Below are 26,159 nucleotides of genomic sequence, written 5' to 3' on the forward strand. Positions count from 1 at the left end.
GTGTTTTGGGCGATTGTATATTTAGGGCCTCTCAGTTGTTAAATTGTAATTGTTTTATTGTCCGCAACAGTAATGACAATGGGCTGTTCCTTTGTTTTTAGTCTTATTTCTTCAATCAGCATCGGTTTTTTCTTAAGTTGATCTTCGGTGTAATTGTCGATCCTTTGAATTATGGTTCCTGCTTTTAAGCCATCGGGGTTTTCAAGGGCACCTATTATTCCTAAAGCTTTCAGTCGACCAACATTGTCCCATCCAAATTGATTGTTTTTTACCAGAAAGTCTTGCGGGGCGGTATGTAGCTTATTCGGCGAAAAATGGACCTCATTATCTGCTAGATTGATTGTGATATTGTATCTGCTGAGGAGGCGGACGCCTATGGATCCGTCAAACCCTGGCTTCCATTGCTCGTTTGCGGAACTACCTCCCATTAATGTAATGGGTAAACCTTTTATGGCGGGTAGTGGTGAAATCGCAAATTGATAACTGTTTCCGGAGAAGGTCGGTGAAGAGACGCCCATGCTTACGGTTGCTGCCTGAGCTTCGGGCTTAAATCCACTGACAAGTAACTTATTTTGGCGTACAAAGGGACGGAAACAGATGAGGTCATAGGATGCTCCGGTATCGAATACAAAATGTCCGGTATACGTTTTGCCTTGTATGATTTCAAGTTGGCCGGGAAGAATCATTACTCCAGCGGGCATTGTAATCGGAACGGTAGTTCCTTTGTCTTTATATTGAAAATCTCCAAAATCATACAGCGAAATTAAGTTTTTGTCGTAATCGATGTGGGTAATAAATTGACGAATTAATGTATTACCAATGATACCATCCCCTTCTTTACCCATTTCTGGGAATATTGCAATACCCTGTCCGTTTAATTTTAAGGTATCTAATAGAATGCTGTTATTGTCTGACACTTGAATTTTGGTATTGCCACCAACCACAGAAGCATTATTCTCTCTTGTGACCTTTAGGCCAATAGCATCGGCTAATTGTTGATTTACAGCCATGCCGTCCGCACCTGTATCAAACAGTAAGCGTAATGGTTTTTCGTAGCCATTGATTTTGACCTGGAGATAGATGGATCCATTTTTGTTTTCGAAAGGAATAGTTGCCCGTAATTGTGCTTTTTCCTTACGTTGCATGCCATAAAGTTGGTCAAATAAGGAAAGCCGTACTAACTTGCCGGATTTATCGAGTAAGGCCTCAGTATTTCGCTTTTTATCTGTCTCAGCTGTAACGTTTAATTGTAAGAGTGTTCCCTTTACTGTCTTTTTTTCTGTTATAACCTCAATTTTTGAAACGGGGTAATTTTTGATAATCTGGTTTAACCGAAACTTGGCGCCAGCATCGGTGTGTCCTGCTATGGAGAAATTTGGAGCCAGTTCAGCAACAATTAATGTGGTGTCTTTCTGTTGGAAAGTTTGGAACAGTTTTTCGCCGAATATGTTTTTGGCTTGGGCATGACAATAGGATCCTGCCAATACATATAACCCGAGCAAAAATGACCTTTTAATTTGAAGATATTGCATAAAATCGTTTATAATCGCTTTCATTCCCCGATGCTCATTGGCTTAGGGGAAGATTTAATCTGTTTAGTATAATACAATGACTATTTATTTATCGACCAAGCTCGTAATCCACTTCGGGCTGAACCTTGTTAAAATTCATACTATTCCCTCGAATTAATTAAGGATGAGAATAGTATAAAGTAACGTATAGTTAGAATATTAGCGTTCGCGATAAGTTAAATTTTTGAGTCGGCCAAAACCTGTATAGGATTTATCCAGCACAATATTTGCGTTCAGCCCTGGGACAGTATAAATATTTAAGCTCCCTTCGGTACCGTCTGCCTTGTTAGGGTCATAAAATCCTACCATGAGTTTATTTCCACTGGTATATTTTGTGGAATTCTTGAATTCATAAAAATTCAGATAGCTTACTTTTTTATCTCCTAGATCGACCATCAATTTGGAAGTTTTATAAGTCATATCGTATTCATAAATTTTACCTCCAGCATTATAAAACAGGTAGCCAAATTCAGGATTGAATGCAAAGAATTCTGCTTTATCGATGTCTGTGCCGGTGATTTCATTATAGTAAGTCTGTGCCGTGCTGACAGCGTTGAACCTTGCGAGGTGTTTTTTTGACCCATTAGGCTCTTTTAGGATAGCGAAGATCTCACCACCGTTGTATGCCATCCAACGCATGTATACCATATCAAGTCCTGTTTTAAAACTGAATAACTTGAGATCCTTGTCCGGGTCGATAAGTGTGGTACAAGTTGAAGCGGTAGATACATGGCGCACAAATCTTCGATTGGTTTTATCATATAATGTAACCGGATTGGAAACATCCGTATGTCTTCCTCCTATAAAAGGAGCTACCTCAAAACTTTTTTCTTCAGCTGCGATGTAATTGATCGGGGATGAGTAGAATATATTCAATGCCCGATCATAAAAGTAAGCGTTTCCACCACCTATTAAATAGGAAGATGAACCATTTCTTTGTTGGATGACGTCGGCATAAAATCCTGCCGGAATTGTACCAATCATTTCATAAGATAGCCCCATGGTATTTGTCCATTTAAAGGTGTTGGGATCTACTTTTGTTGTTCCGGTGGTTGTACCAAAATACAGCCCATAACTGATCTTGTCTGGTCCGAGTAATAATCCTGTCGAATAGGTATAGGTCATAACAGGTTTGCCGGTTAATTTCAGCTCAGATCCGGTATAGGCTAAAACATCATTGTACAAGTCAAAAATATTGTTGGAATTTAATACGAGCATATCAACTCTGGCCTTTCCATTGGCTTCGTTCATCATAATCCAACCTTCGTTGATTTCGTTGACGACTTTGAGTTTGAATGGACGTGTATATTTTATTCCTGTCTGTTTTTCTGTCACTGAAAAATAGGCTTGATAGCTTCCCGCAGTAAGATTTATTTTAATATTCAGATCTTTTTCTTCACTTAATGAGAATATCGTCTGGCCTCCGAGGCCGTTGGAACCGATATAAGTCCACTGGTACTGATAATTATCTTCAATAAATTTGCTGTCTTCTGTGAATTGGATTTTAGGCGTCAACTGGAGGTCTTTACCGACAAGAGCAGTGACTTCGTTGGGTAGTTCTGCAATCGTATCCAATTCATTTATTTGAACATAATTATAATTTCCAAGATCTTTTTTACAGCCCCCCAAGAACATACATGTCATCAAGAGGCTAATGATCGAATATGAGATATTTAATGTCATTTTTTTCGTTTTAAGTTTGTAGGCTATTGAGCAGCACTCCCCATACTCATTGGTTGGCCGTCTTCGTCCAAGATAAGGTTGCCAGCCGCCTTTTGTTCATTCAGATACCGCTGCATAAATTTGCCATAGGCTAATGTTTCAGCAATTGAGATATTGGTATCCATATACTGGGGGTCGACATTCAGGACTTCCACCATTAAGTTGAGCTTTTTACGCGAAAAGGTTCCGAGATAGAAGTCCAGCCAACGGGTTGGCTTTTTTATTATATCATTGATAAACCATCTATAATTGATGAAATTCAGTCTTTGGCCTGTAGTTTGGTTCGTCACCTTATACTGCATGTCGACCGAGAAGCTTTCATTTTCAAGAAGGTCAAAGCTGAGCAGGAAATTTTGGTCTTTCATGTCAGAAGTTCGCATAAATCTGAGCCATATGGTATCCCGAAGTTGATTCTTTTTGATCGAAAAATCCTTGTTGATGATTTCGTAGTGTTTGCCCTCAATTGCAGTAGATGATGCATTTGGGACAATTTTATACGGTCGGTCGTTATCTGCTACGTTTCCTATGGTGGCAATGACCATATGCACAAGGGAGTCGACTATTGCCTCTTTGGTCAGACTGAAAGAGATCAGGGTAGAATCTTTAAGGACCTCAGAGGAATAGGCGAGGGGCCGGGCCGTTTCATTAAAATAAATGGTTGGCTTTCCTTCATACTTGTGAAGTTCTTTCTCACATGAACTGAGACAAGTAATAGCTGCGAGAGCTAATAATAAGTAGCATATATTTTTCATGTGTAGCATTTTATTGTCTATAAATTGATTCAGAATCTGGCAAAGGAACGTTATAATTTATCGTTACGTTACCACTTGTCGAAGAGCCATTGGCTACAGAGGTTACGTTCCTTCGTTTGTAATAATAAAAAAGCTGGCCTTCTCCGAAAAGGTCCTTCTGATACTCTTTTTGAAGTTCGGTCGAGATGTTTACCGTCGTTGTCAAGGGCAGTAAGCCTCTGTTGGCACGCACAATATTCAGCAAGGTTATTCCGTCGGCAACATTGGGCTCGCATTCGGCAGCGATGTAATAGATTTCGCTTATTTTGAGCAAAGGAATGCTGAAACGAAAAGTTCTGGTTTTGTCTACGACATCGGCATATTTAAGAAACGTTTTATAAGGTTTGGAGCCATTGGATGGCATCTGCCAGTTCAGATTATACCTGTAATCATTTTCATTGTTTTCGTATACGGTAGCTAGCCGACTTGGTGTAGGTGCTAATATTTGCCTGTCACTAAGAGATGGATCGAACCAATTCAGATAGCGATTGTATAGCTGGGAATTCATCACGCCAAATAGCATTTCTGATGAAAATACGCGATCGGGATTTTGCTTTTCAACCAAAGCATTGGCAGAAGTTGTCCAAGGAAACTTGCCGCTTATAGCGATCACCTCTTTGGCCGTGGTTAAAGCATTGGCTTTGTCGCCACGATAGAGGTATACCCGTGCTTTGAGACCTTTTATGGCATAATAATTAAGGCGGTAGTTTCTGTTATTGCTTAGAAAGTCAACTAAGTCTTCTGGTTGGGCAATATTTACACCAGTCGTGATGATGGGATCGTTTTGCAGTAAAGTTTCAGCAAGATTTAAATCAGCCATTACATTATCTATAAAATCATTGGCTGGTAATAAAGGATTTACTTCGGTTTTCGTGTTTCTATAATAGGGCAAACTCTGTTTTGTAGAATCTACAGTTGAGTAGCGAGGGCCATATAGCCGTAATAGATCGAAATGCAGGAATGCGCGCATGGCGATTGCTTCGCCTCTGTAAACGTTTTCTGTGGATTGATCAACAACACCTTTGTATTTATCGAGATTTTCCAAGAAGACATTAATATTTAGGATCGTCGAATAAGCGGCCGACCAGATATCTTCCATACGGTCGACAGTTGGTTTATCTTTGTAGGCGTAAGTTGACGTCTTATATTGGTTATGTTCAGTACTGATATTATAGCGCTGACCAAGGATTTCGATGGTAGAAAGTGTGAGATTATCTCCATATAACTGGTTTGCTGCGAGATCCAAATAGATTCCATTGAGCACGGATCGAATGCCATTTTTGGTGCTGTATAACTGAGATTCTGAGACCTTGTCTTCCGGTTGAACATCCAGGAATTTTTTACAGGAGAAAAAAGAGACAGTTGTCAGCAGAATTAGGAGTATTTTAATAGTGCGTTTCATAAGTCAATAATTAAAATGATGCTCTGAAAGAGAAGGCAAATGTTCTGGCATAAGGGTAGGATATGCCACGCTCTCTTCTGACGGTGGAGAAATATAGGAAGTCATTTGCCATCAGGTTGACAGATAATGCTTTTAGCCTCATGCTCTCCAGCCAAGGACCTTTGTCAAAGAGATAGCCAATGTTTAAGGTTTCACTACTGAGCGTATTGAGTGATTGGACAAATCGTGATGATATCGGTGTCGTTGCCGTTTGGGAAATCGCTTTAAATTGCGCAATATCCCCTGGGTTTTGCCAGCGGTCGTATAAGGCACGTTTGTCCTGGTTGTTTACAATGTTGGTAAAGTTGATATTCTCCACTTTGTCAAATAATGCTGTATTGAAGATATCACCACCTAATCTATAGCGTAGGCCCAGTCCGAATGTAAATCCTTTAATCCGGAGGTTCGTGGAAATTACGCCCTCCACCTTAGGTGCTGTATTACCGACATTGGCTACATCAGCAGCGTTATAATCAAATGTATATTGCCCATCTTTAGTCAAGAAAACTTCTTTTCCGGTGGTTGGATCAATTCCCAGGGATTGGGTCGCCCAAATGGCTTCAGCGCTATTTCCATCTATATATCTGATTAAAGATTTGGATGTTTCCTGCTGCTTGTTAAGGGTTCGCAGGATGTCGCCAAATCCACCGTATTGGCTTTTGTAACTTGCTGCTGTAAGGCCAATATTCCAAGTGATACCTTTTTCAAGGTTATAGATCGGATAAATTGTTAGCTTAGTCTCTAATCCTTTATAGGTCAGGTTGCCGATATTATAAGGATAGGAAAATACGCCAGTTGAGGACGGTAAGTCTACGGGAACTATTAATGGATCTGTTTTCTTGTTGTACGCATTGATATAACCTGTAAAACGATTGTTGAATAGGCTGAAATCTAAAGAGGTACTTATCTGTTGTGTCTTTTGGGGTTCTAGATTGGGATTGCCCAGCATATTAAGAGTTACGCCCTGACCGAACTGATTGTAATTTGTACTCGTATAATTGTATAGCGAAATTGAGCTGATATTAGCAAAATTCTGATTACCTGTGATACCCACATTTCCTGTTAGTCGTAAAGAGTTTATCCAAGGCATTTTTTTTGCGAATGCTTCTTTGTGGATATTCCAGCCTAAACCGACGGCATAATAAGGAGAGAATTGCTTGTTACTGCCATAAGCCGTTGAGCCATCCAATCTGTATACAACATCAAACAGGTAGCGGTTATCATAAGAATAATTTGCGCTTAATGTTGTATTAACCGTACGATATGTGCTACTGGATGCTACCGGAGCTCCGTCGAGTAAATAACTATAGGCAAAGCGCGGGTTGCCCGTGTTTCCTGCGGGAAATCCTTCAGCTACAGTTGTGTAGGCGTCATTTTTATTTTCAGCGATTGTATTGCGCCAGTTAGCGTTTAATTGATGCTTCTGGGCAAAGGTTTTATAAAAGGTCAACATAAAATTTCCTTGATAGGAAAAATTGTTATTTCGACTGTCTGTATATCTTCCTTTCCGTAAGGTTGGTGTTTCAAAGAAATCACTCATCTCGGGCGACTTATAGATTTTACCTTCTGTTGTTCCCTTAGTCATTTGTAGCGCAGCATTCGCTCTTAGATAACCCGTAATGTCATAGTTGGCATTAAAGTTATTTTGTACTTCTAAGTTTTTGGATTTATTATATTGCGGCAGCATGGCATCATATAATGGGTTGGAAATATAGAAATCGACAGAAGAGTTGGATTTTCGACTAATTTCCAAAAAGGGGTTTTCCCAATTTTTTTCATAATATGGATTTGTATTTACCCAAGTAGAAAATAAGCCATATTGCGATTCGGTTGTCTTGTTGCCTCTGATATAGGTAATATTGTTAATATTTACCTTATTTTTTCGATAAGTTAGGTTGATACTACCGCTATAACTATCTCTTCCTGACCCAATCATGGCTCCTTTTCCTGTCCGATAGTTTAAGCCAAGATTGTAGATAAAGGTCTCGTCGCCGCCAGCTGCATTGATCGAGTTGTTAGTTGAGAAGCCATTTTGTAAAGGTTCGCTTAGCCAGTAACTATCAACTCCTTTTTTTACAAATGAAAGGTGTTGATGGTATAGGCTATCGAGATATACTTGTTGTGTGGGACCTGATGATGAGTTGTAACGTCCAGAGAGTCTTTCAAATTCCAATTTTTCAGTCGCATTCATCATATTGTATGCGGACAAATCGGGCATTTCAAACCTAAAGTCTTGGGTGTATGTAAACTGTAATTCGCCAGGTTTGGGTTTAATTGTCTCTATAACAACAACACCGTTAGATGCTTGTGAGCCATATAGTGCTGTTGATGCAGCATCTTTAAGTATGGTTACTGATGCGACGCGATTCATGTCAAGGTCAACAATAGTCTGTATTGTTGTTGGGAATCCATCCAATACAAATAGTGGCTGATTGGGATCAGCGCCGAATTGGTCCGTTAGCGTGGAACTAGGGATGCTGCTCTTGCCGCGAACTTCAATCACTGGCATGACGTTTGGATTTGATCCTGCCAAATTGTTTTCAATTTGCAAAAAAGAAGGATCCAATGTCTTCAAACTTTGAATAATATTGTTGTTGCTCACTGCTTTTAATTCAGCACCAGAGAATTTTGTGGTTGCACCTGTAAAGCTGTCTTTACTTCTATTGATTCCTGTTCCTGTGACCACGACTTCTTCGATCACGTTGTCTTTCTTGCGAAGTTTGATAAACATTCCATTGATAGAAGAGGTTGCTTTAATTTCCTGATTTTCGTAACCAATGAAGGAGACAATAAGCATTTCATTCAATGAAGTAATTGGCAGATTGAATACTCCATCCGTATTGGTTTTCACTGATTTTCTATCGTCATCTTTTTGGCGTATGGATGCCCCTTCAACGGGTTTTCCATTTTCATCAAGTACCTTTCCAGTAATGTATTGTTGCCTGATTTGGCTCAAGTTGCTGTTATTCGGGCTTTTTTTTCGCGCAGGTTTAATCACAACCGTATTATTAACAATCTCATAGTCGAGACCATTCGGTTTTAGAATGGCATCCAATGCCTGCTGTAGGGTGCCATTTTCGAATTTAACACCGGTATCCTTGATCTTTTCGAGTACAACGTCTTTATAGAAAAAACTATAACCCGATTGTTTTTCCAATTGTTGGAAAACTTGCTTGATAGACAACTGATTTGAATTGATAGAGATGCGCTGCGCATTGGTAGTTCCGTGGAGCTGCATCAGACTGATGGTCAAAAGCGCCGAAACAAGGTGAAAACGCAGTTTGTTTTTTCGGTTAAATACGGTGGGTAATTTGCTGTCATTACTGCTCTCCACAAAAGCCCGAGGCCAGGTGATGGCAGCTGAGTTTGCTGGAATTTGGACATGGTTATCCCATGGGACCGAAGGTTTGGCCTTCCTGTTGTTTTGCATTAGGTTAATGTTTTATAAGTTCAGTATTAATAATTTAGTTTTTCAGTAGGATTGTTTTTTGTTGATTTTTATTCTGTACGATATCGAAATTCAATCCAGCAGTTTGGAGGACGGTTAGGATTTCCTGCAAATTCATCTGCTTATTGATTTTTCCACTGAATCGTTCGTTTATTTCGGAGTCGTCAAGTCGGACGTTGAGATCGTACCATCTTGCCAACTGTTGCATGATTTCATTTGCTGTGGCATTATGGAAGGTAAAGTAGCCTTCACGCCAGGTTATATACTCGGCGGCATCCACATTTTTCTTAACGAGCAAAGTGCCTTTAAAATTCGCTTGCTGGTTGGGGGTCAAGAGTATTTTCTGCTGCTGATGTTGTACTTCAACTTTACCTTCAACAAGTGTTGTCTGCGTCGTAAGATCATTATCATAGGCATTGATATTGAAATGTGTACCCAAAACTTTGACTTGTTGATCGGTTGTTTTTACAATGAATGGTTGTTCCGGATTTTTGCTAACTTCAAAATAGGCTTCACCATGTAATTCAACTAAACGCTCTGGGCCTATGAATTTCGAAGGGTAGCTCAAGGAGCTATTCGCATTCATCCATACTTTGGTTCCATCGGGAAGTACAATTTTAAATAGTTGCCCTCGAGGTGTTAAAAGCGTATTTTGAACGATGTGATCTGCGTTATCGTTATAGATAAGCTCTCCGTTTTTGACTTCCTGTACACCTTCAATTGCCCGGGTAGCTTGCCCTTGTTTATTGAGTATGACGACTTCTCCATCCTCAAAAGTAAGTTGTACATTTTCCTGTACTGGGCGGATCGTCGCTAATTGTTTAGGGCTTATTTTGTCGAAGATGGCATACTGGTAATAATAATAGCCCATGGCAAAACCAAGCGCGATGGTGATGGATGCCGCGATACGAATCCCATACCTATAGCCAATAGATTTGGGTTCAGGGAATGCCATACTATGATTTAGACGTTGTAGTGTACGGTGCTGACTTGCTTGAATATCGTTTTCCGTGGGCATATTGTTTGCCTCGGCTTCTTCAAACCATTTTTTCAAGGTATCATATTCAGCTTTATTTTCAAAGCCCAATAGATAGTTTTTGATTAGTTTTTGCAGCGTATTAGGTACTTTCATCTAGTTAAATCTGTTTATTCATTAGTAAGCAGTCTCTTTAAGAGATTTATGTTGCCTTCGACTGTTTCAGCTATGATGGAGTTATCAGTGATATTCATTATCCTGTATCACTTGAATACATCATGATGACTTCACAGGTCGTTTGGTTAGCCTTGTATAGATATAGTCATCGAAAAAACTGAAAGCACCTACGCTAAAATGAAAAAAAATTAAAAAAATGAGAGAAAGGTGTGGAAGTCTTTGGTAACTAGGCGTAAACGTTTGAGCGCTTTGTTTATTTGATTCTCAACAGTACTTTTTGATAGGCCGTATTCTAGGGCTATCTGGTTGATGGATTTGTGGTTGATGCGGCTTTCATTGAAAATAACTCGGCAACGTTCAGGAAGATTTTGTATTTCTTCTTGAATGAGGTCCAATAGATAGCGGTAATGTAAGCGATCTTCGATTGGCGCATCATCGAGGATGATATCTACTTTATCGATATCCACCCTATGATGTTCGCTATTTTTATTGAAGTAAGAGAAGGTGAGGTAGCGTGCGCCAGTTTTGAGGTAGGATTCGATATTATTGATTTCTTGCAATCTACTTCGATTTTTCCAGATGCTCAAGAATAGGTCATGTAGGATGTCTTCCGTTGCTTCTGTATTTTTAGTTTTGGGGTAAACATATTGATAGATCTGTTTCCAAAAATAATTGTATAGTGCATCGAATGCAGTTCGGTCGCCTTCTGCGATTTGTTTCAGCCAAAGTGCAATTGTACTATCCATTTTTAGTTTCCAATTATGGCACAAATGTATCTAAAAAAAAGATAGTTAAAAAAGGTTAGACCGAGAACTACTTAAGATGAGTCCTGATCTAACCTTTTCTGTTGTAATCTACGAGATCAAAAAATGCATGTAAGGAAATCTCTGTTATTTACCTCACTGCGTATCGTCGCAATAGTTACAATTTTGTTGATATTCGTGTTATTTGCTATATTTCTGTTCTGTAAAAGCAGTATAAAAATAGTCGATAGAAGCTTGTACAGGTTTGTAAACAGTCCTATACTTGACCGTGCTTGGACTAAAAATATTTTTTAAACTTGCAAAATCCTCATAGGGTGTAATACGCACAGTTGTGGAATCTCCGGAATTGTTACGATAGGTGACCTCTGTAAATTGCATTGGATAAAATGTGCCCTGTCTGGGCAAATTGTTCTCTCGTGCCAATACCAAGAAATGCTCGCTGGCGTTCGCTTTGTCAAATTTTGAAAATGAACGATTTACAAGGGTACGTATATAACTCTGACCGTAAATAAACTGACTCGAGGCTACTGATCGAGAACTATCACCTTGACTGGTAAATGAATAAACGTTTGCCGTGTATGTTGCTTCCGAAAGTGCATCTAAGGTGATGAGTTTTATTTTACCATGTTCGCTGGCTTCTATCGGGTAATTTTTTACTTCTGCCATAGGTGAGAGGCTGCTCCTGAGATATACTCTCACACTATTCACTTTGGGGTCTGTCGTTACTTTAAAACGCAGTATTCCCCTTTGATTGCCCGGGATAATAGATAGCGAATCTACGCGACCCGGATAGTAAATTTCCCCATTTTTTAGGTATTCCCCATAATAATAGTCTGATGGCTTGCAACTGTAGGTTAAAAGAACAGTCCCCAATACGATCAGCATATAATTCAATATCTTTTTCATAATTTATCAGTCTACGTATTTTCCATATAATTTCAATTCCGATATCGCAACTGTGAGGGCATTACCTAAAGGTTGTTCTCGAACGCCGTTCCACGTACAGTTTACTTTTATGCGGAAATATTTGAATCCGCTCGGGTTATCCCAGTTGACTTCAAAATCTTCTCCCTTACGTGCATAATCTTGATCCTCACTATTTGCGTTAGTGCCAAAGGCTAGGCCGGATGGACGGACGCCTTCAAATGTTCCGAGTAATGTCCAAGAATCCCAAGAACCATCTTGTGCCGGTGAATTACTGCCATAAAGCTCGAATTCTTTTGGGTGTGTAGCTTGAAACAATAGCCCATAATTGTCGTTCCGACCCCAGAGTTTGACCCGACTTATTTGTGCCTTTTTACGGGCATCTAAAGTGAATTGGAATGGGATCGGAGCAGCCTTACCCCACCACTGCTTGTTTGTGATATAATAGGGTGATCCTTCAATCCCGTCAAATAGTGATACTTGCATTTCGGCACTTCCACCTTGTGCATTATAATTGCTGATGTAATCACCGTTTCTATTCATATCGCTATAGGCCGTGATACCGTTATAGATCAATAAATTGTTGATTTCATATTCTTCTTGTGGTGTTAAATTGCGACGAACGGTGTCTGATACGTTACCCCATTGATCGCGTATCACAATACCGTAGGTGGTTGCGATCGGTTGTTCTCCACGAACGCGAATAACACCTTCTTTGGATTTTGTATAGGTCTCGTTCAGGACATTCCAGCCGATCTCTTTGGTGGTCGGATTTTCCCCGTATTTGAATACACTTAAAATGATATTTGCGGCATCTTTATTTTCAAATTTGAGGTTCACTCCACCAAATGTGCTATAGAAAAAATCGTTAGATTTAAACGATTCGGCTAAAATAATATAATTGGGCTTTCCTGTCTTGATTTTAATAGTAACAGGATCAGATTCCACGTCACCAACCGCGACAGCAACAAGTTTAACTTCATGTTCACCGATTGCAGCATATCCTTGCACAGCAAGTTGATTATCGTATATGCTGGCCTTAGTGACCATTTCTTTCCCATTTTCCAATGTATATGTTGCCTTGACATAGCGTAAGTCTGCTGATGTTGGCAAATCGTAACTGATCTTTGCTCCCCCGGGAGCTTCTTCATAGGCAAGGTTCTTTAAGGTATTTGGTTTTTCTCCTTGCCTTGCTGCGGTAATGCCAATGTCTTCCTTGCAACTTGTCCATAGTAATGGAGTCATCAAAAGGATTGCTAGCATGATGGGAGCGATTTTATTTATTAAATTTTTCATGATGCAATAGTTGTAATTTAGACTACCATCCTGCACTTTGTACAAGATTTGGGTTACGTCTTCTTTCATTTAAGCTTAATGGCCAAAAGTAATCCCGATCCATAAATGACCGTGTATATAATAGTGTTGTCCGATAGTAAGAGCCTTCGGATGATTGATTGATATCCCATCCTAAAATTGGATTGTTTAGTTCCTTGACCGCATCTTTCCAACGGCGAAGATCCCAAAAACGTACACCTTCCAAAGCAAACTCATTTGTACGTTCACGTTTGATAATTTCACGCAGTCCATCTTTGGTTGTGGGTTTGTTTGGTGCAGAAGAGTAATTTTGCCATGATTCTACAACACCTTTAAGACCACTGCGCGCTCGGACGGCATCAATGTAGGAATAAGCCTCTGCTGAGGGACCATTTGCTTCGTTTAATGCTTCTGCGTAGTAAAGGTAGAGATTGGCTAAACGCATGATAGGGTGCCCAAATAACCGAGCTGTGTAGGCGTTACTTGCACCTACGGTACTCCGATAATTATAGTGTTTTTTTGACGCATATCCTGTCCAATTGAATCGTGTGGGGTCCACTTTTCCCGACGATCCCGAATATTTGAGATCAATATTGTAGGCATTTGCATCCGAACCGGCTTGCAACATAAAGACACGTCCGGCATCAAACATTAAGGTGCCATAAAATCTATTTTCCCGATTTAGATTCATCCGGGCTGTTTGTTTCCCGGCGACCAAATCGTATTTATAAGCATCTGTGTTGGGAACTGTAATCAAATCGAATCTCGATGTGTATGGATAAGTAATATCCTCCTCAATAGGGACACCATTGTTGGAATAAAATTTTTCAACAATATTTATTGTCGCAGACATAAAGCCTAATAAAGTTCCTGATGTGGCATTAGCCGTGTAGCGGGGAAGCATAAAATAACCTTGAATGGTTCCATTGGCGGTGGATTTCGTATCCAGCCATAAAACTTCTGGGTTGTCTGTATTTTCGTTATAAGCCTCCCGAATATTCATTTGAAACTGTGTACTCACCTGTGGAGTGAATCCTCCCGTGGGCGTCCAGGTATGTAATTTTTTACCATGTTCGGTAGCAAAATCAATGGCCTCTTTACAGGCTCTCGCTGCCAATTGCCATTTTTCGGATGAATAACTGTGGTTGAATAGCTCCTTGCCATCGTTGTTTTTAATTGAAGCTTCTGTACCAACGTTTCCGTTGAAAAGTGGACTGGCGGCAAAAACCAATATCTCAGCCTTCATTGCTTTGGCGACGATTTTTGTAATGCGTCCTGTTTCACTGTTCACTGCAGTAACGTCATCCATTAAATTAGGGATGGATTCATCAATCATACTGATAATATAGTTGAAGCATTCATCGACGCTATTTCGAGGCAGCTGGGATGATCCTGGGCTGTCATAGATAGGGATATTCTTGTCTCTGATAGGTACAGGGCCGTACTGTTTCATTAAGAGAAAATGATAGTAGGCTTTCAAAAATTTGACTTCTGAGATCCACATCTGTTTTTCTTCGTCTGTCATATCCGGTACCGACATAATATTGTCGAGAAATGTATTGCAGTTTGTGATACCCACCCAAAGATTTGTTGCTCCATTGTTCCCATCCCAAGCATTTAACAAGGGGTTGTCACCATTTTGGTTGCCCAAAGCAATTCTCCAATTGAAATACCCTGAATAGGTTGATTCGGAGTTTAGCCAGAATTCGTCGCCCGAAAGCCAGCCAGGGTTATTGGTCATTGAAAAGCTTTGCGGTAATTGACTATAACAGGTCACTAAATAACGTTCGGCCATTGTACGCATTGCGAATGCTTGGTCGAGTACAGGTGCATTATCTGGAACAACATCCAGAAACTTATTACAGGAGGTCGAAAGACCCACTAACAACCCTAACACGATTATACTTTTCTTAAATCTCATTTTCATAGTTTCTTATAAATTAGCATTGATACCAATGTTAAATACTCTTTGTAGTGGATAGTTGAGCGCGTTACCACCCATTTCAGGATCCCATAATTTGAAAGAGCTAAATCGCAATAGATTTGTTGCACTGGCATAAATACGCAGGTTTTTGAATTTGTATCGTTGCGTTAGTTTTTTGTTGAATGTGTAACCTAATTCGACTTGTTTTAAGCGAAGTAGACTGCCATTACGCATCCAAAAAGTACTTTGAACTGTATTATTGGCCATTGGCATGACGCTTAAACGAGGCCATGCTGCATAGATGTTTTTATTGTCTTCGGACCAATAGTTATTTGCCCATTCCTGGAAGACAGCGTTGGGTGATGTTTCAACACCGAATGGAGCAATTCCTCGACTCAATGGACTGCTTGTATTATTCGTCGTTGGATTAATAAATAACGATGTTCTTCCAACTCCGCTAAAAAAGAATGAGCAGTCGAAACCTTTATAGCCTGTGCTTAAACCAAACCCATAATTGATTTCTGGAGTCGTAGGATAGCCTATTGGCATGCGGTCGTCGTCATTGATTAAGCCGTCTCGATTAACGTCCAAGTATTTGATATCTCCACCACGGACTGTTGATCCGAATTCTTGGGCGGGACTATTATAGACTTCGTTGTCATCGATAAACAATCGCTCAGCTATATAGCCAAACTGATTGCTGACGGAAGTTCCTTGACGTTGACGGTACTCGTTTTTATATGCTGGCTCTTCGAAGAATGCATATTCTCCTGTTGCAAAAGTGAATGTTCCTCTACCTTGGAACCATAAATCACTGTTAACAGACTTATTGTAAACCAATTCTCCGTCAAATCCCTTACTCTTATATTTTCCGACATTGGCAAAAACAGAAGCGGTTAGACCATTGATTGAGGATAATGAACGGGCTTGAACGATATTGTCGCGTTGTTGTTGATAAAAATCACCTGTAAATGTCAATGCGCCTTTAAATAAGCTTAAATCAATTCCTAAATTGGTTTGTTTGGAGATTTCCCATCTAATGTCAGGGTTAGCATACCGGTTTACCACAATACCGTTGACTGTTCTACGTCCTGATTCGGCAGGTAAGCCAAAAGAATAACCATAGTCTGTGCTATTCAGGTTAACATCGGAAAGATAGAAGAATCTGGTATCAAGTATCTGGTCATTCCCGAGAATACCACGCGTGAAGCGGAATTTTAAATTACTGACAACCTCCTTAATTGGTTCGAAAAACTGCTCATTGGAGACATTCCATGCTAAACCGAAAGAAGGGAAGAATCCCCAACGAAATTTGTCTGAAAACTTCTCCGAGCCATTGTACCCAAAAGCAAATTGGGCATGATAACGATTATCATAGCCATAGGTGAAGCTGCCTGACAGGGACACATTTCTGTTGGGAAGCGTATTGATTAGGGAAATGTTATTGTCGACGGGTGTTTTGACATTATCTCGAATGGTGTTGATCAACATGCCAAATACATTATGCTTCTCATTAAAGGTCCGTTGATAGGAGAGCTGGTTCTCCATGTAGAAAACAGCGGATTGGGTTCTTTCGCCAGGAACAAAGTCGAGATATTCTGTTCCTGTTTCTGGATTGATTTCGCGAAAGAGCAAAGAGTTGTTTTTTGGATCAGTTCCTATTGGCTCATAATAAAACGGGTTGTACTGGCGCGATTGGGCAAAATAAGAATTTCTGCTTAGATTGAAGAGTCCTCTATAATTTAGACCTTCCAAAAGAATTGTTGAAAAATCTTGTTTTAATTCCAATTGCACCTGAATATCACTTCGCTTTCTTTCCGAGTATCCGCGCATAATCTGTGCGTAAGGGTTGGCATACTGTCCCTTGTCGGCATTTCCAAAGAGTGGATGCTGAATATAGGACTGACTAGGGCCAGCTTGATATACAGGAAGAAATAAAACAGGATTTGCACGAAGTGCAAGATTGTATGCCTCTGCTCCATTTGTCGGTGGACCACTGTAATTTTGCAGATTGGCCACGGTGCGAACCATAGCGAATGTTGATTTGGTTAAGTTGATACCAATATTGCTCCGCAGGTTCATAACCTTGAAATTAACGTTATTGTTAAAGTTGTTCAAAGCATCCATTTTAAGTAGACCATTGTCATTGGTAAAATTTCCGCTCACATTATACGTTGCAATTTGTCCACCGCCAGATACGCTTAAGTTGTAGTTTTGGGTTGTTGTGGTCTTCTTAGTAAGCGCATTGAGCCAATCTACTGCTGGGTAAGTAATCGGATCATCTCCAGCAGCGGTGCGTTCAATTTTGTATTGCCCATAGGGTTCTACTCCCAAGGGGTCACGTGTTGTAACAGCCTCATTGTACATTTTCATCCAAGTGACGGGATCAGCAAATTTCAGCGTATGGGTAGGTGTCGATATGCGTTGTTCGGCTCTAAAACTGATCGTTGCGGGTCCGTCACGTCCTATCTTTGTTGTCACTAAAACAACTCCGTTTGCTCCACGGGAGCCATATACGGCTGATGCGGTGGCATCACGTAAGATCGAAAAATTTTCGATGTCATCAACGGGGATACGTGCCAAATCATCCGCTGTGACCTCCATATTATCGACAAGAATCAATGGTTTATTATTTGTTCCAAAAGTACCTACACCCCTGATGAAAAAATCGGCATTGTCGCCCCCCGGCTCTCCACTACGTTGGAATGAAACGACACCAGCAACTTTGCCTTGTAATGCTGCTGTAAGGTTGCTTACTGGTGCACGTAGTTCTTTAGGGCTAAGTGATGAAACGGAACCAATAAGGTCGCTCTTCTTGGAGCGTTGACCAAATGCTGTAACAACGACTTCGTCAATAGAACTTGATACAGATTCTTTTAATATGATATCAAATTTTGATTTTCCGTTAACAGCAACTTCCTGTGGATCATATCCAACCATTGTGAAAATCAGGGTCGCATTAGTGGGTACTTTTAGTACAAAAGCTCCATTGACATCTGTAGCAGTACCAAGACCTGATTTTCCCTTGATACTTACGCTTACCCCGGTAAGTTTTCTGCCTAAGGTGTCACTGACAGAACCTGTTACTTGAGTTTCTTGCTGAAGATCTAAATTCTTATTGATTATTGGTTTGCTAATAATCTTGTTAAGGGCATCTCGTTGCGGTTCATTTTTTTTCTTAATGACAATTGTTTTGTCAAAGAAATCATAAGTAAAATCTGCATTCCCCAATAGAATGTTTAAAACCTGTGAAAATGGCTGGTTTTTTACATCGATTGAGATGTCTTTATTGGCAGATATTTCATTCTTTTTATAGAAGAAAGTATATCCACTTTGTTTCTCAAGATCTTTTAAAATAACTTGAAGACTTGTATTATGCTTTTTAAGCGTAATTTGCTGTGCATAGGTATGAGCATCCACTTGGGATAGTCCTAGGCCGATCAGTAAAGTGATTAAGTTGACCCTCATAAGAGATCTAGGTAATGGTCGCGCAAAAAAAGGTTTTTGTTTTTCACTTTTAAGGCTTTTATTAGGCGCAATGTTAACGCCCAACAATCCTTCATGAAAATCCCTCTCCTTCTTCATGAACGGAGTTATTGAAAATTTCATTAAATTCGTTTGGTTTTAATGTGTTAATAATTGAGATGTTATACGATGCTTAAATACCAATTACTACTACGGATTCTGCGCCAACAGGGTCCGTTTTTTTATTGGTATTAGCAGTAAGGATTTATGGCGGCAGTTTTGTGCTTATCATAATTTTAACAATTGGTTATGTAATGATTAATTTAATTCGGCTATTGTCACCCATCAAAGCTTTTGTATTGAGATCTGCATAATTGAGCAGTTCAATCAATTTATTTAAACTTAGATTGCGGGGGATTGTACCCGTGTATTGTTCTTTGCTTTTACTTCGTTTGTATATAATGTCAATATTATACCAGCGGGCAATTTGTTGCATTACCTCTTCCGTGTTATTACCATTAAAATAAAACTGACCTTTTTTCCAACTTAGTACTTCTTCAATATCTACGTGGCGGGAATTTAGGGTGCCATGTTGCAAAGTAGCCTGCTCATTTGGTTTTAGGTAAATATTGGATTGCGGTACATCTTGCGCTGAGACCATCACAGATCCTTCCTCTAGGGTCGTTTGTGTTCTATCTGTTTCGGGATATGCATTGACATTGAAGCGGGTTCCAAGAACTTCAATTTTCTGACCACGTGTTTTAACAATAAATTTGCTTCTATTGGTTGTTTTCTGCACATGAAAATAGGCCTCACCCTGTAATTCAACTTCTCTGTCTCTATTGTCAAAGGAGGTTGGATAAGAGATTTTCGAATCAGCGTTTAGTGTCACCAATGTGCCATCTGATAAGGTTAGGTCATAGGTGGCTCCTTTTGGCGTATACATGCTATTTTTCTGTATACTTAATTGTCCTGTTTTAACATCATGATAGCTGATTTGACCATTTCCATCCTTTTTTATAATAACATCGCCTGTTTGTATACTTTGATTGAGCGAAAGATGTTCGAGATCTATTCGTTTGCCATTTCCCAAGATAATGATTGCTCTTTCTTTGCCAGGCGGTATTGATGCCAGTTGCGCTGTGGTCGCTAAGATCTCGGGCTTTGGCCAGAATCGTAAGATCGAAAAACCGATCAGTAGGACGCTGGCAGCGACAGCTATATATCTGGCTGTACGAAGCTGTATAATTTTTCTTTTCGGATTTTGTATATCCTTGATAAGGCTCTTTCTCGCATTATGTTGAATAGCTTCAAATTCGGTCTCAGAAATGCCATCTTCTGATTGTTTTTCAAACCAGTCAAGTAGTTCTTTTCGCTCTTGAACAGTATCCTTCCTGTTCAAGAAGACGGAAATCAGCTTGTATATTTCGTTCATTTGATTCATAACAGGTTCCATTGGAATGGTCAGTTATTATACAAGTGTGTGAAATAAGGGGGAACCTCTAGTCGAAAATGAAAAAAAAGTGTTTTTTTTTCAAATGGTTGAAATATCTATAATATACCTGTTAAAGAGTTACGGGTATTGACTAAAAAAACAGTGTAAAGTGAAATAAATGGCTTGTTGCTGCGCGAAGATGTTTGAGTGCTTTATTAATGTGTTTTTCAACTGTAGACTCACTGATATTAAGCTGCAGAGCAATAGCTTTATTGCTCATGTAGAAATCACGGCTCAATTTAAATACTTCTCTGCACTTTTCGGGAAGGTTTTCGACTTCTTTAGCGACAATATCGATGATATAGCGGTAATAGAGTTTGTCTTCTATTGCAACGGTTTCATCTTCTAGTTCGAGCTCGTCAAACTCGAGGGATGATACCTTTAATTTTAAATTCTTACGATAATGAGCAAGAATGAGGTATCTACAGGAGCTAAATAGATAGGCTGGGAGAGATTCTATTTGTTCAATCATTTCCCGATTTTTCCATACTGACATGAAAAGGTCGTGCAGTATATCTTCAGCGGCTTCACTGCTAGCAACTTTTTTTGCAATAAAAGCAATTAAATCGGGTGTGAATAGATCATATAATACAACAAATGCCCGTTGGTCCCCTTTGCGTATAAGAGGGAGGAGTTCGTGATATTGATATGATTTTTGATTTTTCATGGGGTACTCGGGCAGTAAACTTAGTGAAAAAAATACGATTTCTTGTTACAGGAAAGATAATCTCTATTTTTTAACGTTCTTCCTATATTCTCAAGGACTTTAATAGCTTTTTGGGGGAATAAAACTCAGTTAGCTACCCCCCAAATCGTTGTTTTATTTTTTATGGCTGAGTTATACTTGTCAATGGGAAAATACCACTTTCGACATGCGCTTTTTCAATCAGCTGGCGTAATTCTTTTACTTTCTTTGGATTTTCCTGGGCAACATTGTGTTGTTCTTTGGGATCTCGTTGGAGGTTATATAGTTCGGCTGTAGATTGGCTACTTTTAACTTTTTGTAAGATAAGTTTCCAGTCTCCCTGACGCAAGGCTTGACGTCCCCCATCTTCATGAAATTCCCAGTACAGGTATTGGTGCTGTTTTTGTTGCTTGTTTTTACCTAGTAGCGTTGGCACAAATGAAATACCGTCTGTATAATGCGGTTTGTTTGCTCCGGCAAGCTCAACCATCGTAGGCATAATATCCCAAAAGGCGCCTAGGTAGTTTGAAGTTTTCCCTTCGGCAACTTTACCATGCCAGTACACAATGAAAGGGGTCTTGATGCCACCTTCATAGAGGTCGCGTTTGTTGCCACGCAACCCACCGGAGCTATTGAAAAAATTGGGGTCAGCTCCGCCTTCCTTGTGCGATCCGTTGTCGCTCGTAAAAATGATAATTGTATTGTCCAATAGCTTGTTTTCACGTAACCGATCAACAATTTGACCGACATAAGCATCCATACGGCTTACCATACTCGCATACATCGCATGTGGTTTTTCAACCGAAGTGTAACCGGGAACAGTTGCTTGTGGTCCATAGTCATTTCCTTTATGCGGTTTTTCATCAAACCGGTCTGCATATAATTGGTAATATTTGTCATCCGGACCTGATAATTCGGCGTGTGGAAGAACGGTAGGTACATAAAGGAAAAAAGGTTTCTCCTTATTTTCATCGATAAATTCCAGGGTCTTTTCTTGGATTAATGCTGGTGCATACTGCCTTTTGGCCATTAAACCATTGCCATGGAGTTCTATCCTTTCCTTATTATGCCAGAGGTGAGTTGGGTAGTAACGATGGGATTGACGTTGACAGTTATAGCCATAAAATTCATCGAATCCTTTTTGATCGGGCGCCCCTGTTGTATTGACCATTCCAAGGCCCCATTTTCCAAATGCACCGGTTGTATATCCTGCCTGTTGTAGAAGCATAGCGAAAGTTTGTACAGAGTCTGCTAGCGGTTGTTGTCCTTCGGGTTCAATTTCTTTGTTCCCGCGTACATAGGTGTGGCCAGTGTGCTGTCCTGTCATTAAAGATGATCGCGACGGAGCGCACACAGATGTCCCAGCGTAGAAGTTGTCAAATTTCATTCCTTTGGCAGCCAATGAATCGATATGTTTCGTTTCAATTTTTTGCTGACCGTATACACCAAGGTCTCCATAACCAAGATCATCTGCCATAATAAGTACAATATTCGGTCTTTGGTCCTTCTTTTGAGCTATGGCAAGAGAGGCTAGATTCAAAAGAAGAGACAAGATAAAAGATGTTTTCATTTGCATTAGGTTATTTCTTCAAATTAATTTTTTCTTCGCTAAGACTGTCCACTAGTTTATATAGTAGTCCAATTTAATCCACTAAAACAGTCAGGTGGTCCTAATTTAGTTTTATTGGTTATGCTTCGTATGCTTTTTTTAGTACTTCTATTTTTGAGAAGTATATTATTCTAATTATTCCAAAAAAGAATGAGGGTTAAATTTACTCAAAAATAGCTTTTGATCGTACTAGTTCGCATTGGTTGAGATATAATAGCGGTAATGAAAGAGCCTTAATTTGATAATATGTTACTTTTTACTGTCTACGCATACGATTGTGTAATAATTTATTGTGTGCTATCAATTGTAATCTCCGATATGTTCATATTTATTTTCTAATTTCACCCTAATTTTATGAAAATGCTCTTATGGCCAAATCAATTAAAGAAATAGCACAAGAACTCAATGTGTCTAAATCAACTGTTTCATTAGTCATTAATCACAAAGCCGAGCGAGCACGCATTAGCAAGGAATTGGAAAACCGTGTACTTGCATACGTTGAAAAAGTAGGCTATAAGCCCAATGCTCTCGCTAAGAGTTTAGCTACGGGGCGGTCAAATACCATCGGTCTAATTGTAGAGAATATTGGAGATTCTTTTTTTGGTCCATTTGCTTTATATGTAGAGGAATTGTTCCGAAAGGAAAATTATCACGTCCTCTACAGTAGTACGCTTGGCGATTCACAAAATGCACGCGATATCATTGATTCGATGTTGGAAAAGAAAGTAGAGGGTATTATTTTGGCTCCGACAGTAGATTTGGAAGAATACCAACGCAAAATATTGGAGCATAAAGTTCCATTGGTCGTTTTTGATAGAAATTCTCCAGCAGTGGAAACCCATTATGTGCATATTGACAATGAAGTTAGTGGGAAGAATGCATGTGACCATTTGAAATCTATTGGTTGTAGAAATTTTGGACTGGTAACCATCGATTCGGATCAACCACAAATGTTGGCGCGCAAACGTGCCTATTTAGATTTTTGTGACACATACGGAATGGAGCCTCGCATACTGCAATTACCTTATCAGCATCTGAAGCAGAAAGGTTCACGTACGTTGAAAAATTGGGCAGCTAAGCAGGTTGGATTAGATGGTCTCTTTTTTACGACAAATTACCTTTGTATTCTCGGCTTGAAGGCCTTGCGGTCAGCGGATGAAAATAACTATGATTTTCCGATGTTTTCTTTTGATGACCATGAGTTGTTTGATCTTTTAAACCCTAAAATCTCCTGTATACAACAACCATTGGAACCTCTGGCTAAGACTTGTGTGAAAGTTTTGTTAAAGGAAATAGATCAAGGGATATCCACACCAAAAGAATATATCATCTCAACAAAATTGATCCGGCGCTAAAATGGGGCAATAAAAGGATGTGTAGAAATTGATTGTAAAAATAATAAGACCTGCTTCTCAATGCCAGGTGTTTGTTTTGATTTAATATTCTTTTTTATATCTTTACTAATACGTTTTAGTAGAAATATTTTTATATATCCTAAATAATGAAAAAATCTATAAGTGTTTTTCTGGGTTCGTTATTGTCTTTTGGTTTGTTTTGCGCAAAACCGGTTTTGGCTCAGAAATTTAGAGGGCAGCAAATGGAAGCTGTCGATCTTGTTAATCCATTAATGGGTACGGAATCCAAATTTGAATTGTCCAATGGTAATACCTATCCCTCAATAGCGCGACCTTGGGGAATGAATATGTGGACACCTCAAACGGGGAAAAATGGCGACGGATGGCAGTACCAATATACTGCGGATAAGATTCGTGGTCTAAAACAGACTCACCAGCCATCACCCTGGATGAATGATTACGGTGTTTTTTCAATCATGCCTGTGACTGGAAAGCCGGTATTCGATCAAGAGGAGCGCGCGAGCTGGTTTTCGCATAAAGCGGAGATTGTAAAACCGTACTATTATTCGGTTTACCTAGCGGACCACGATGTGACTGCAGAGATGACACCAACAGAACGCGCGGCAATGTTTAGGATCTCGTTTAATAAAACAGACGATGCGTATATTGTTTTGGATGCTTATGAAAAGGGATCTGAAGTTCAGATTATTCCAGAAAAAAATATGATCATTGGCTATTCTTCTAAATATGCACGGGGCCCACTGCCTGCTAATTTCAAGAATTATTTTGTTTTGGTTTTTGATCAACCTTTTGCAAGTGTCGCTACTTGGGAAGGCAAAGAGAAGAAGGATGGGCAACTTCAGATCAAAGGTGATCACACTGGTGCAATCGTAGGGTTTAAGGTAAAAGACAAATCGAAACCAGTACAGGTGAGCGTAGCATCTTCCTTTATTAGTGCCGAACAAGCCTTATTAAACTTAAATGAGTTAGGTAATAAGTCTTTCGATCAAATAAAAGAAGATGGACGTCAGATCTGGAACTCTACGTTAGGAAAAATTAAAGTAGAAGGCGATGATATCGATCAGTTGCGTACATTTTATTCGACGATGTATCGGACCTTATTTTTCCCAAACAAGTTATATGAAATTGATGCGCAAGGAAAGGCTGTACATTACAGTCCATATAATGGAAAAACACTTCCTGGTTATTTATTTGGAGGAACAGGTTTTTGGGATACTTTCAGAGCGTTGTATCCATTCTTAAACTTTATGTACCCTTCCATTAATAAGGAAATGCAGGAAGGTCTTCTCAATGCCTATTTGGAAGGAGGTTTCCTACCTGAATGGAGTAGTCCTGGATATGCCGATATTATGGTGGGCAATAATTCCGCTTCGGTGGTTTCGGATGCTTATATGAAGGGATTACGCGGTTATGATATCAATAAGTTATACGAAGCTTTACAACACGGTGCTAATAACGAAGGACCAATGAGTGCTGTTGGAAGGAAGGGCGTTGACTATTACAATAGTTTGGGGTACGTGCCATATGATGTTAAAATCAATGAAAATGCAGCACGTACTTTAGAATATGCCTATGACGATTTCACGATCTACCAATTGGCAAAAGCGTTGAACCGTCCGAAGGCTGAAATTGATTTGTATGCTAAGCGTGCGCAGAACTATAAGAATTTATTTGATCCATCGACCAATCTTATGCGTGGAAAGAATAAAGATGGAAAATTCCAGGCTCCTTTTAATCCATTAAAATGGGGTGACGCATTCACCGAAGGAAATAGCTGGCATTATTCGTGGAGCGTATTTCACGATGTTCAGGGGCTGATCGACCTAATGGGAGGAGAAAAGACATTTGTGAGCATGTTGGATTCGGTGTTTGTCCAGTCTCCAGATTTCGACGATAGCTATTATGGCGGTATTATCCATGAAATACGCGAAATGCAAGTTGCGAATATGGGGCAATATGCACATGGTAATCAGCCAATTCAGCATATGCCATATTTGTACAATTACGCTGGCCAACCTTGGAAAACACAATATTGGGTGCGTCAAGTGATGGATCGCATGTATAAGCCTACACCTGATGGCTATTGTGGTGACGAAGATAATGGTCAAACTTCTGCATGGTATGTTTTTTCAGCACTGGGATTCTATCCTGTTTGTCCGGCAACGGATGAATATGTGCTCGGAGCGCCATTATTTAAAAAAGCGACCTTAACATTTGAAAATGGTAAGACGTTGACCATTGATGCTCCAAAGAATTCTACTGAAAATGTATATGTAAATACATTGCAAATGAACGGTAAGGACTATGGTAAGAACTGGTTAAGTCACAAAGCATTGCATGAAGGTGGGACACTTAATTTTGACATGGCGGCAAAGCCTAATTATACGAGAGGAGCGTCCAAAAATTCAGCACCTTATTCAATGACAACAGATTTGCAAACAAATATCAAGTTGAAATCGAACAAAAAGAAATAATCA

The 26,159-nt window shown here is 39.6% G+C and carries 16 protein-coding genes; 2 read left to right on the top strand and 14 right to left on the bottom strand.

What is annotated here, in order from left to right; translation table 11 throughout:
- Nucleotides 1-38: 38 nt before the first annotated feature.
- The 14 genes from B3600_RS24135 to B3600_RS24200 all read right to left on the bottom strand — a co-directional run bounded on the left by B3600_RS24135 (nt 39) and on the right by B3600_RS24200 (nt 22,267).
- Complete coding sequence (locus B3600_RS24135; RefSeq protein WP_286754724.1) at nt 39-1,556, bottom strand: retropepsin-like aspartic protease; 1,518 nt, start codon at nt 1,554-1,556, stop codon at nt 39-41.
- Nucleotides 1,557-1,730: 174 nt separating this feature from the next.
- Nucleotides 1,731-3,254, bottom strand: coding sequence for a PKD-like family lipoprotein (locus tag B3600_RS24140; RefSeq protein ID WP_286754725.1), 1,524 nt, complete (start codon nt 3,252-3,254; stop codon nt 1,731-1,733).
- 23 nt (nt 3,255-3,277) lie between these two features.
- Complete coding sequence (locus B3600_RS24145; protein WP_286754726.1) at nt 3,278-4,045, bottom strand: DUF4843 domain-containing protein; 768 nt, start codon at nt 4,043-4,045, stop codon at nt 3,278-3,280.
- 10 nt (nt 4,046-4,055) lie between these two features.
- Nucleotides 4,056-5,486, bottom strand: coding sequence for a RagB/SusD family nutrient uptake outer membrane protein (locus tag B3600_RS24150; protein ID WP_286754727.1), 1,431 nt, complete (start codon nt 5,484-5,486; stop codon nt 4,056-4,058).
- A gap of 10 nt (nt 5,487-5,496) precedes the next feature.
- On the bottom strand, nt 5,497-8,955 hold the full coding sequence (locus tag B3600_RS24155) for a SusC/RagA family TonB-linked outer membrane protein (RefSeq protein WP_286754728.1): 3,459 nt from the start codon (nt 8,953-8,955) through the stop codon (nt 5,497-5,499).
- Nucleotides 8,956-8,989: 34 nt separating this feature from the next.
- Complete coding sequence (locus tag B3600_RS24160; protein WP_286754729.1) at nt 8,990-10,105, bottom strand: FecR family protein; 1,116 nt, start codon at nt 10,103-10,105, stop codon at nt 8,990-8,992.
- Nucleotides 10,106-10,314: 209 nt separating this feature from the next.
- Nucleotides 10,315-10,872: an RNA polymerase sigma factor gene (locus tag B3600_RS24165; protein WP_286754730.1), complete on the bottom strand. Its 558-nt coding sequence runs from the start codon at nt 10,870-10,872 to the stop codon at nt 10,315-10,317.
- Between the two features lie 198 nt (nt 10,873-11,070).
- The gene (locus tag B3600_RS24170; RefSeq protein WP_286754731.1) at nt 11,071-11,796 is read right to left on the bottom strand and encodes a DUF4998 domain-containing protein; all 726 of its coding nucleotides are present in this window, start codon (nt 11,794-11,796) and stop codon (nt 11,071-11,073) included.
- A gap of 6 nt (nt 11,797-11,802) precedes the next feature.
- Nucleotides 11,803-13,110, bottom strand: coding sequence for a DUF5000 domain-containing lipoprotein (locus B3600_RS24175; protein ID WP_286754732.1), 1,308 nt, complete (start codon nt 13,108-13,110; stop codon nt 11,803-11,805).
- Between the two features lie 22 nt (nt 13,111-13,132).
- A complete protein-coding gene (locus tag B3600_RS24180) occupies nt 13,133-15,049 on the bottom strand; it encodes a RagB/SusD family nutrient uptake outer membrane protein (RefSeq protein WP_286754733.1) in 1,917 nt (638 codons plus the stop codon).
- Nucleotides 15,050-15,061: 12 nt separating this feature from the next.
- Complete coding sequence (locus B3600_RS24185) at nt 15,062-18,520, bottom strand: TonB-dependent receptor (protein ID WP_286754734.1); 3,459 nt, start codon at nt 18,518-18,520, stop codon at nt 15,062-15,064.
- A 304-nt stretch (nt 18,521-18,824) separates the two neighbouring features.
- Nucleotides 18,825-19,952 carry a FecR family protein gene (locus B3600_RS24190; protein WP_286754735.1) on the bottom strand — a complete coding sequence of 376 codons (1,128 nt, stop codon included), beginning with the start codon at nt 19,950-19,952 and terminating at the stop codon, nt 18,825-18,827.
- Between the two features lie 151 nt (nt 19,953-20,103).
- Nucleotides 20,104-20,679, bottom strand: a complete 576-nt coding sequence (locus B3600_RS24195) for an RNA polymerase sigma factor (protein WP_286754736.1) — start codon at nt 20,677-20,679, stop codon at nt 20,104-20,106.
- Between the two features lie 160 nt (nt 20,680-20,839).
- The gene (locus B3600_RS24200; RefSeq protein WP_286754737.1) at nt 20,840-22,267 is read right to left on the bottom strand and encodes an arylsulfatase; all 1,428 of its coding nucleotides are present in this window, start codon (nt 22,265-22,267) and stop codon (nt 20,840-20,842) included.
- Nucleotides 22,268-22,674: 407 nt separating this feature from the next.
- Here B3600_RS24200 and B3600_RS24205 point away from each other — a divergent pair, with 407 nt between their 5' ends.
- Both B3600_RS24205 and B3600_RS24210 read left to right on the top strand, forming a co-directional pair.
- Nucleotides 22,675-23,661: a LacI family DNA-binding transcriptional regulator gene (locus tag B3600_RS24205; RefSeq protein ID WP_286754738.1), complete on the top strand. Its 987-nt coding sequence runs from the start codon at nt 22,675-22,677 to the stop codon at nt 23,659-23,661.
- A gap of 146 nt (nt 23,662-23,807) precedes the next feature.
- On the top strand, nt 23,808-26,156 hold the full coding sequence (locus B3600_RS24210) for a GH92 family glycosyl hydrolase (RefSeq protein WP_286754739.1): 2,349 nt from the start codon (nt 23,808-23,810) through the stop codon (nt 26,154-26,156).
- The last annotated feature ends 3 nt before the right edge of the window (nt 26,157-26,159 follow it).

Origin of the sequence: Sphingobacterium sp. UBA2480, assembly GCF_002341965.1 — a bacterium.
GTDB lineage: Bacteria > Bacteroidota > Bacteroidia > Sphingobacteriales > Sphingobacteriaceae > Sphingobacterium > Sphingobacterium multivorum.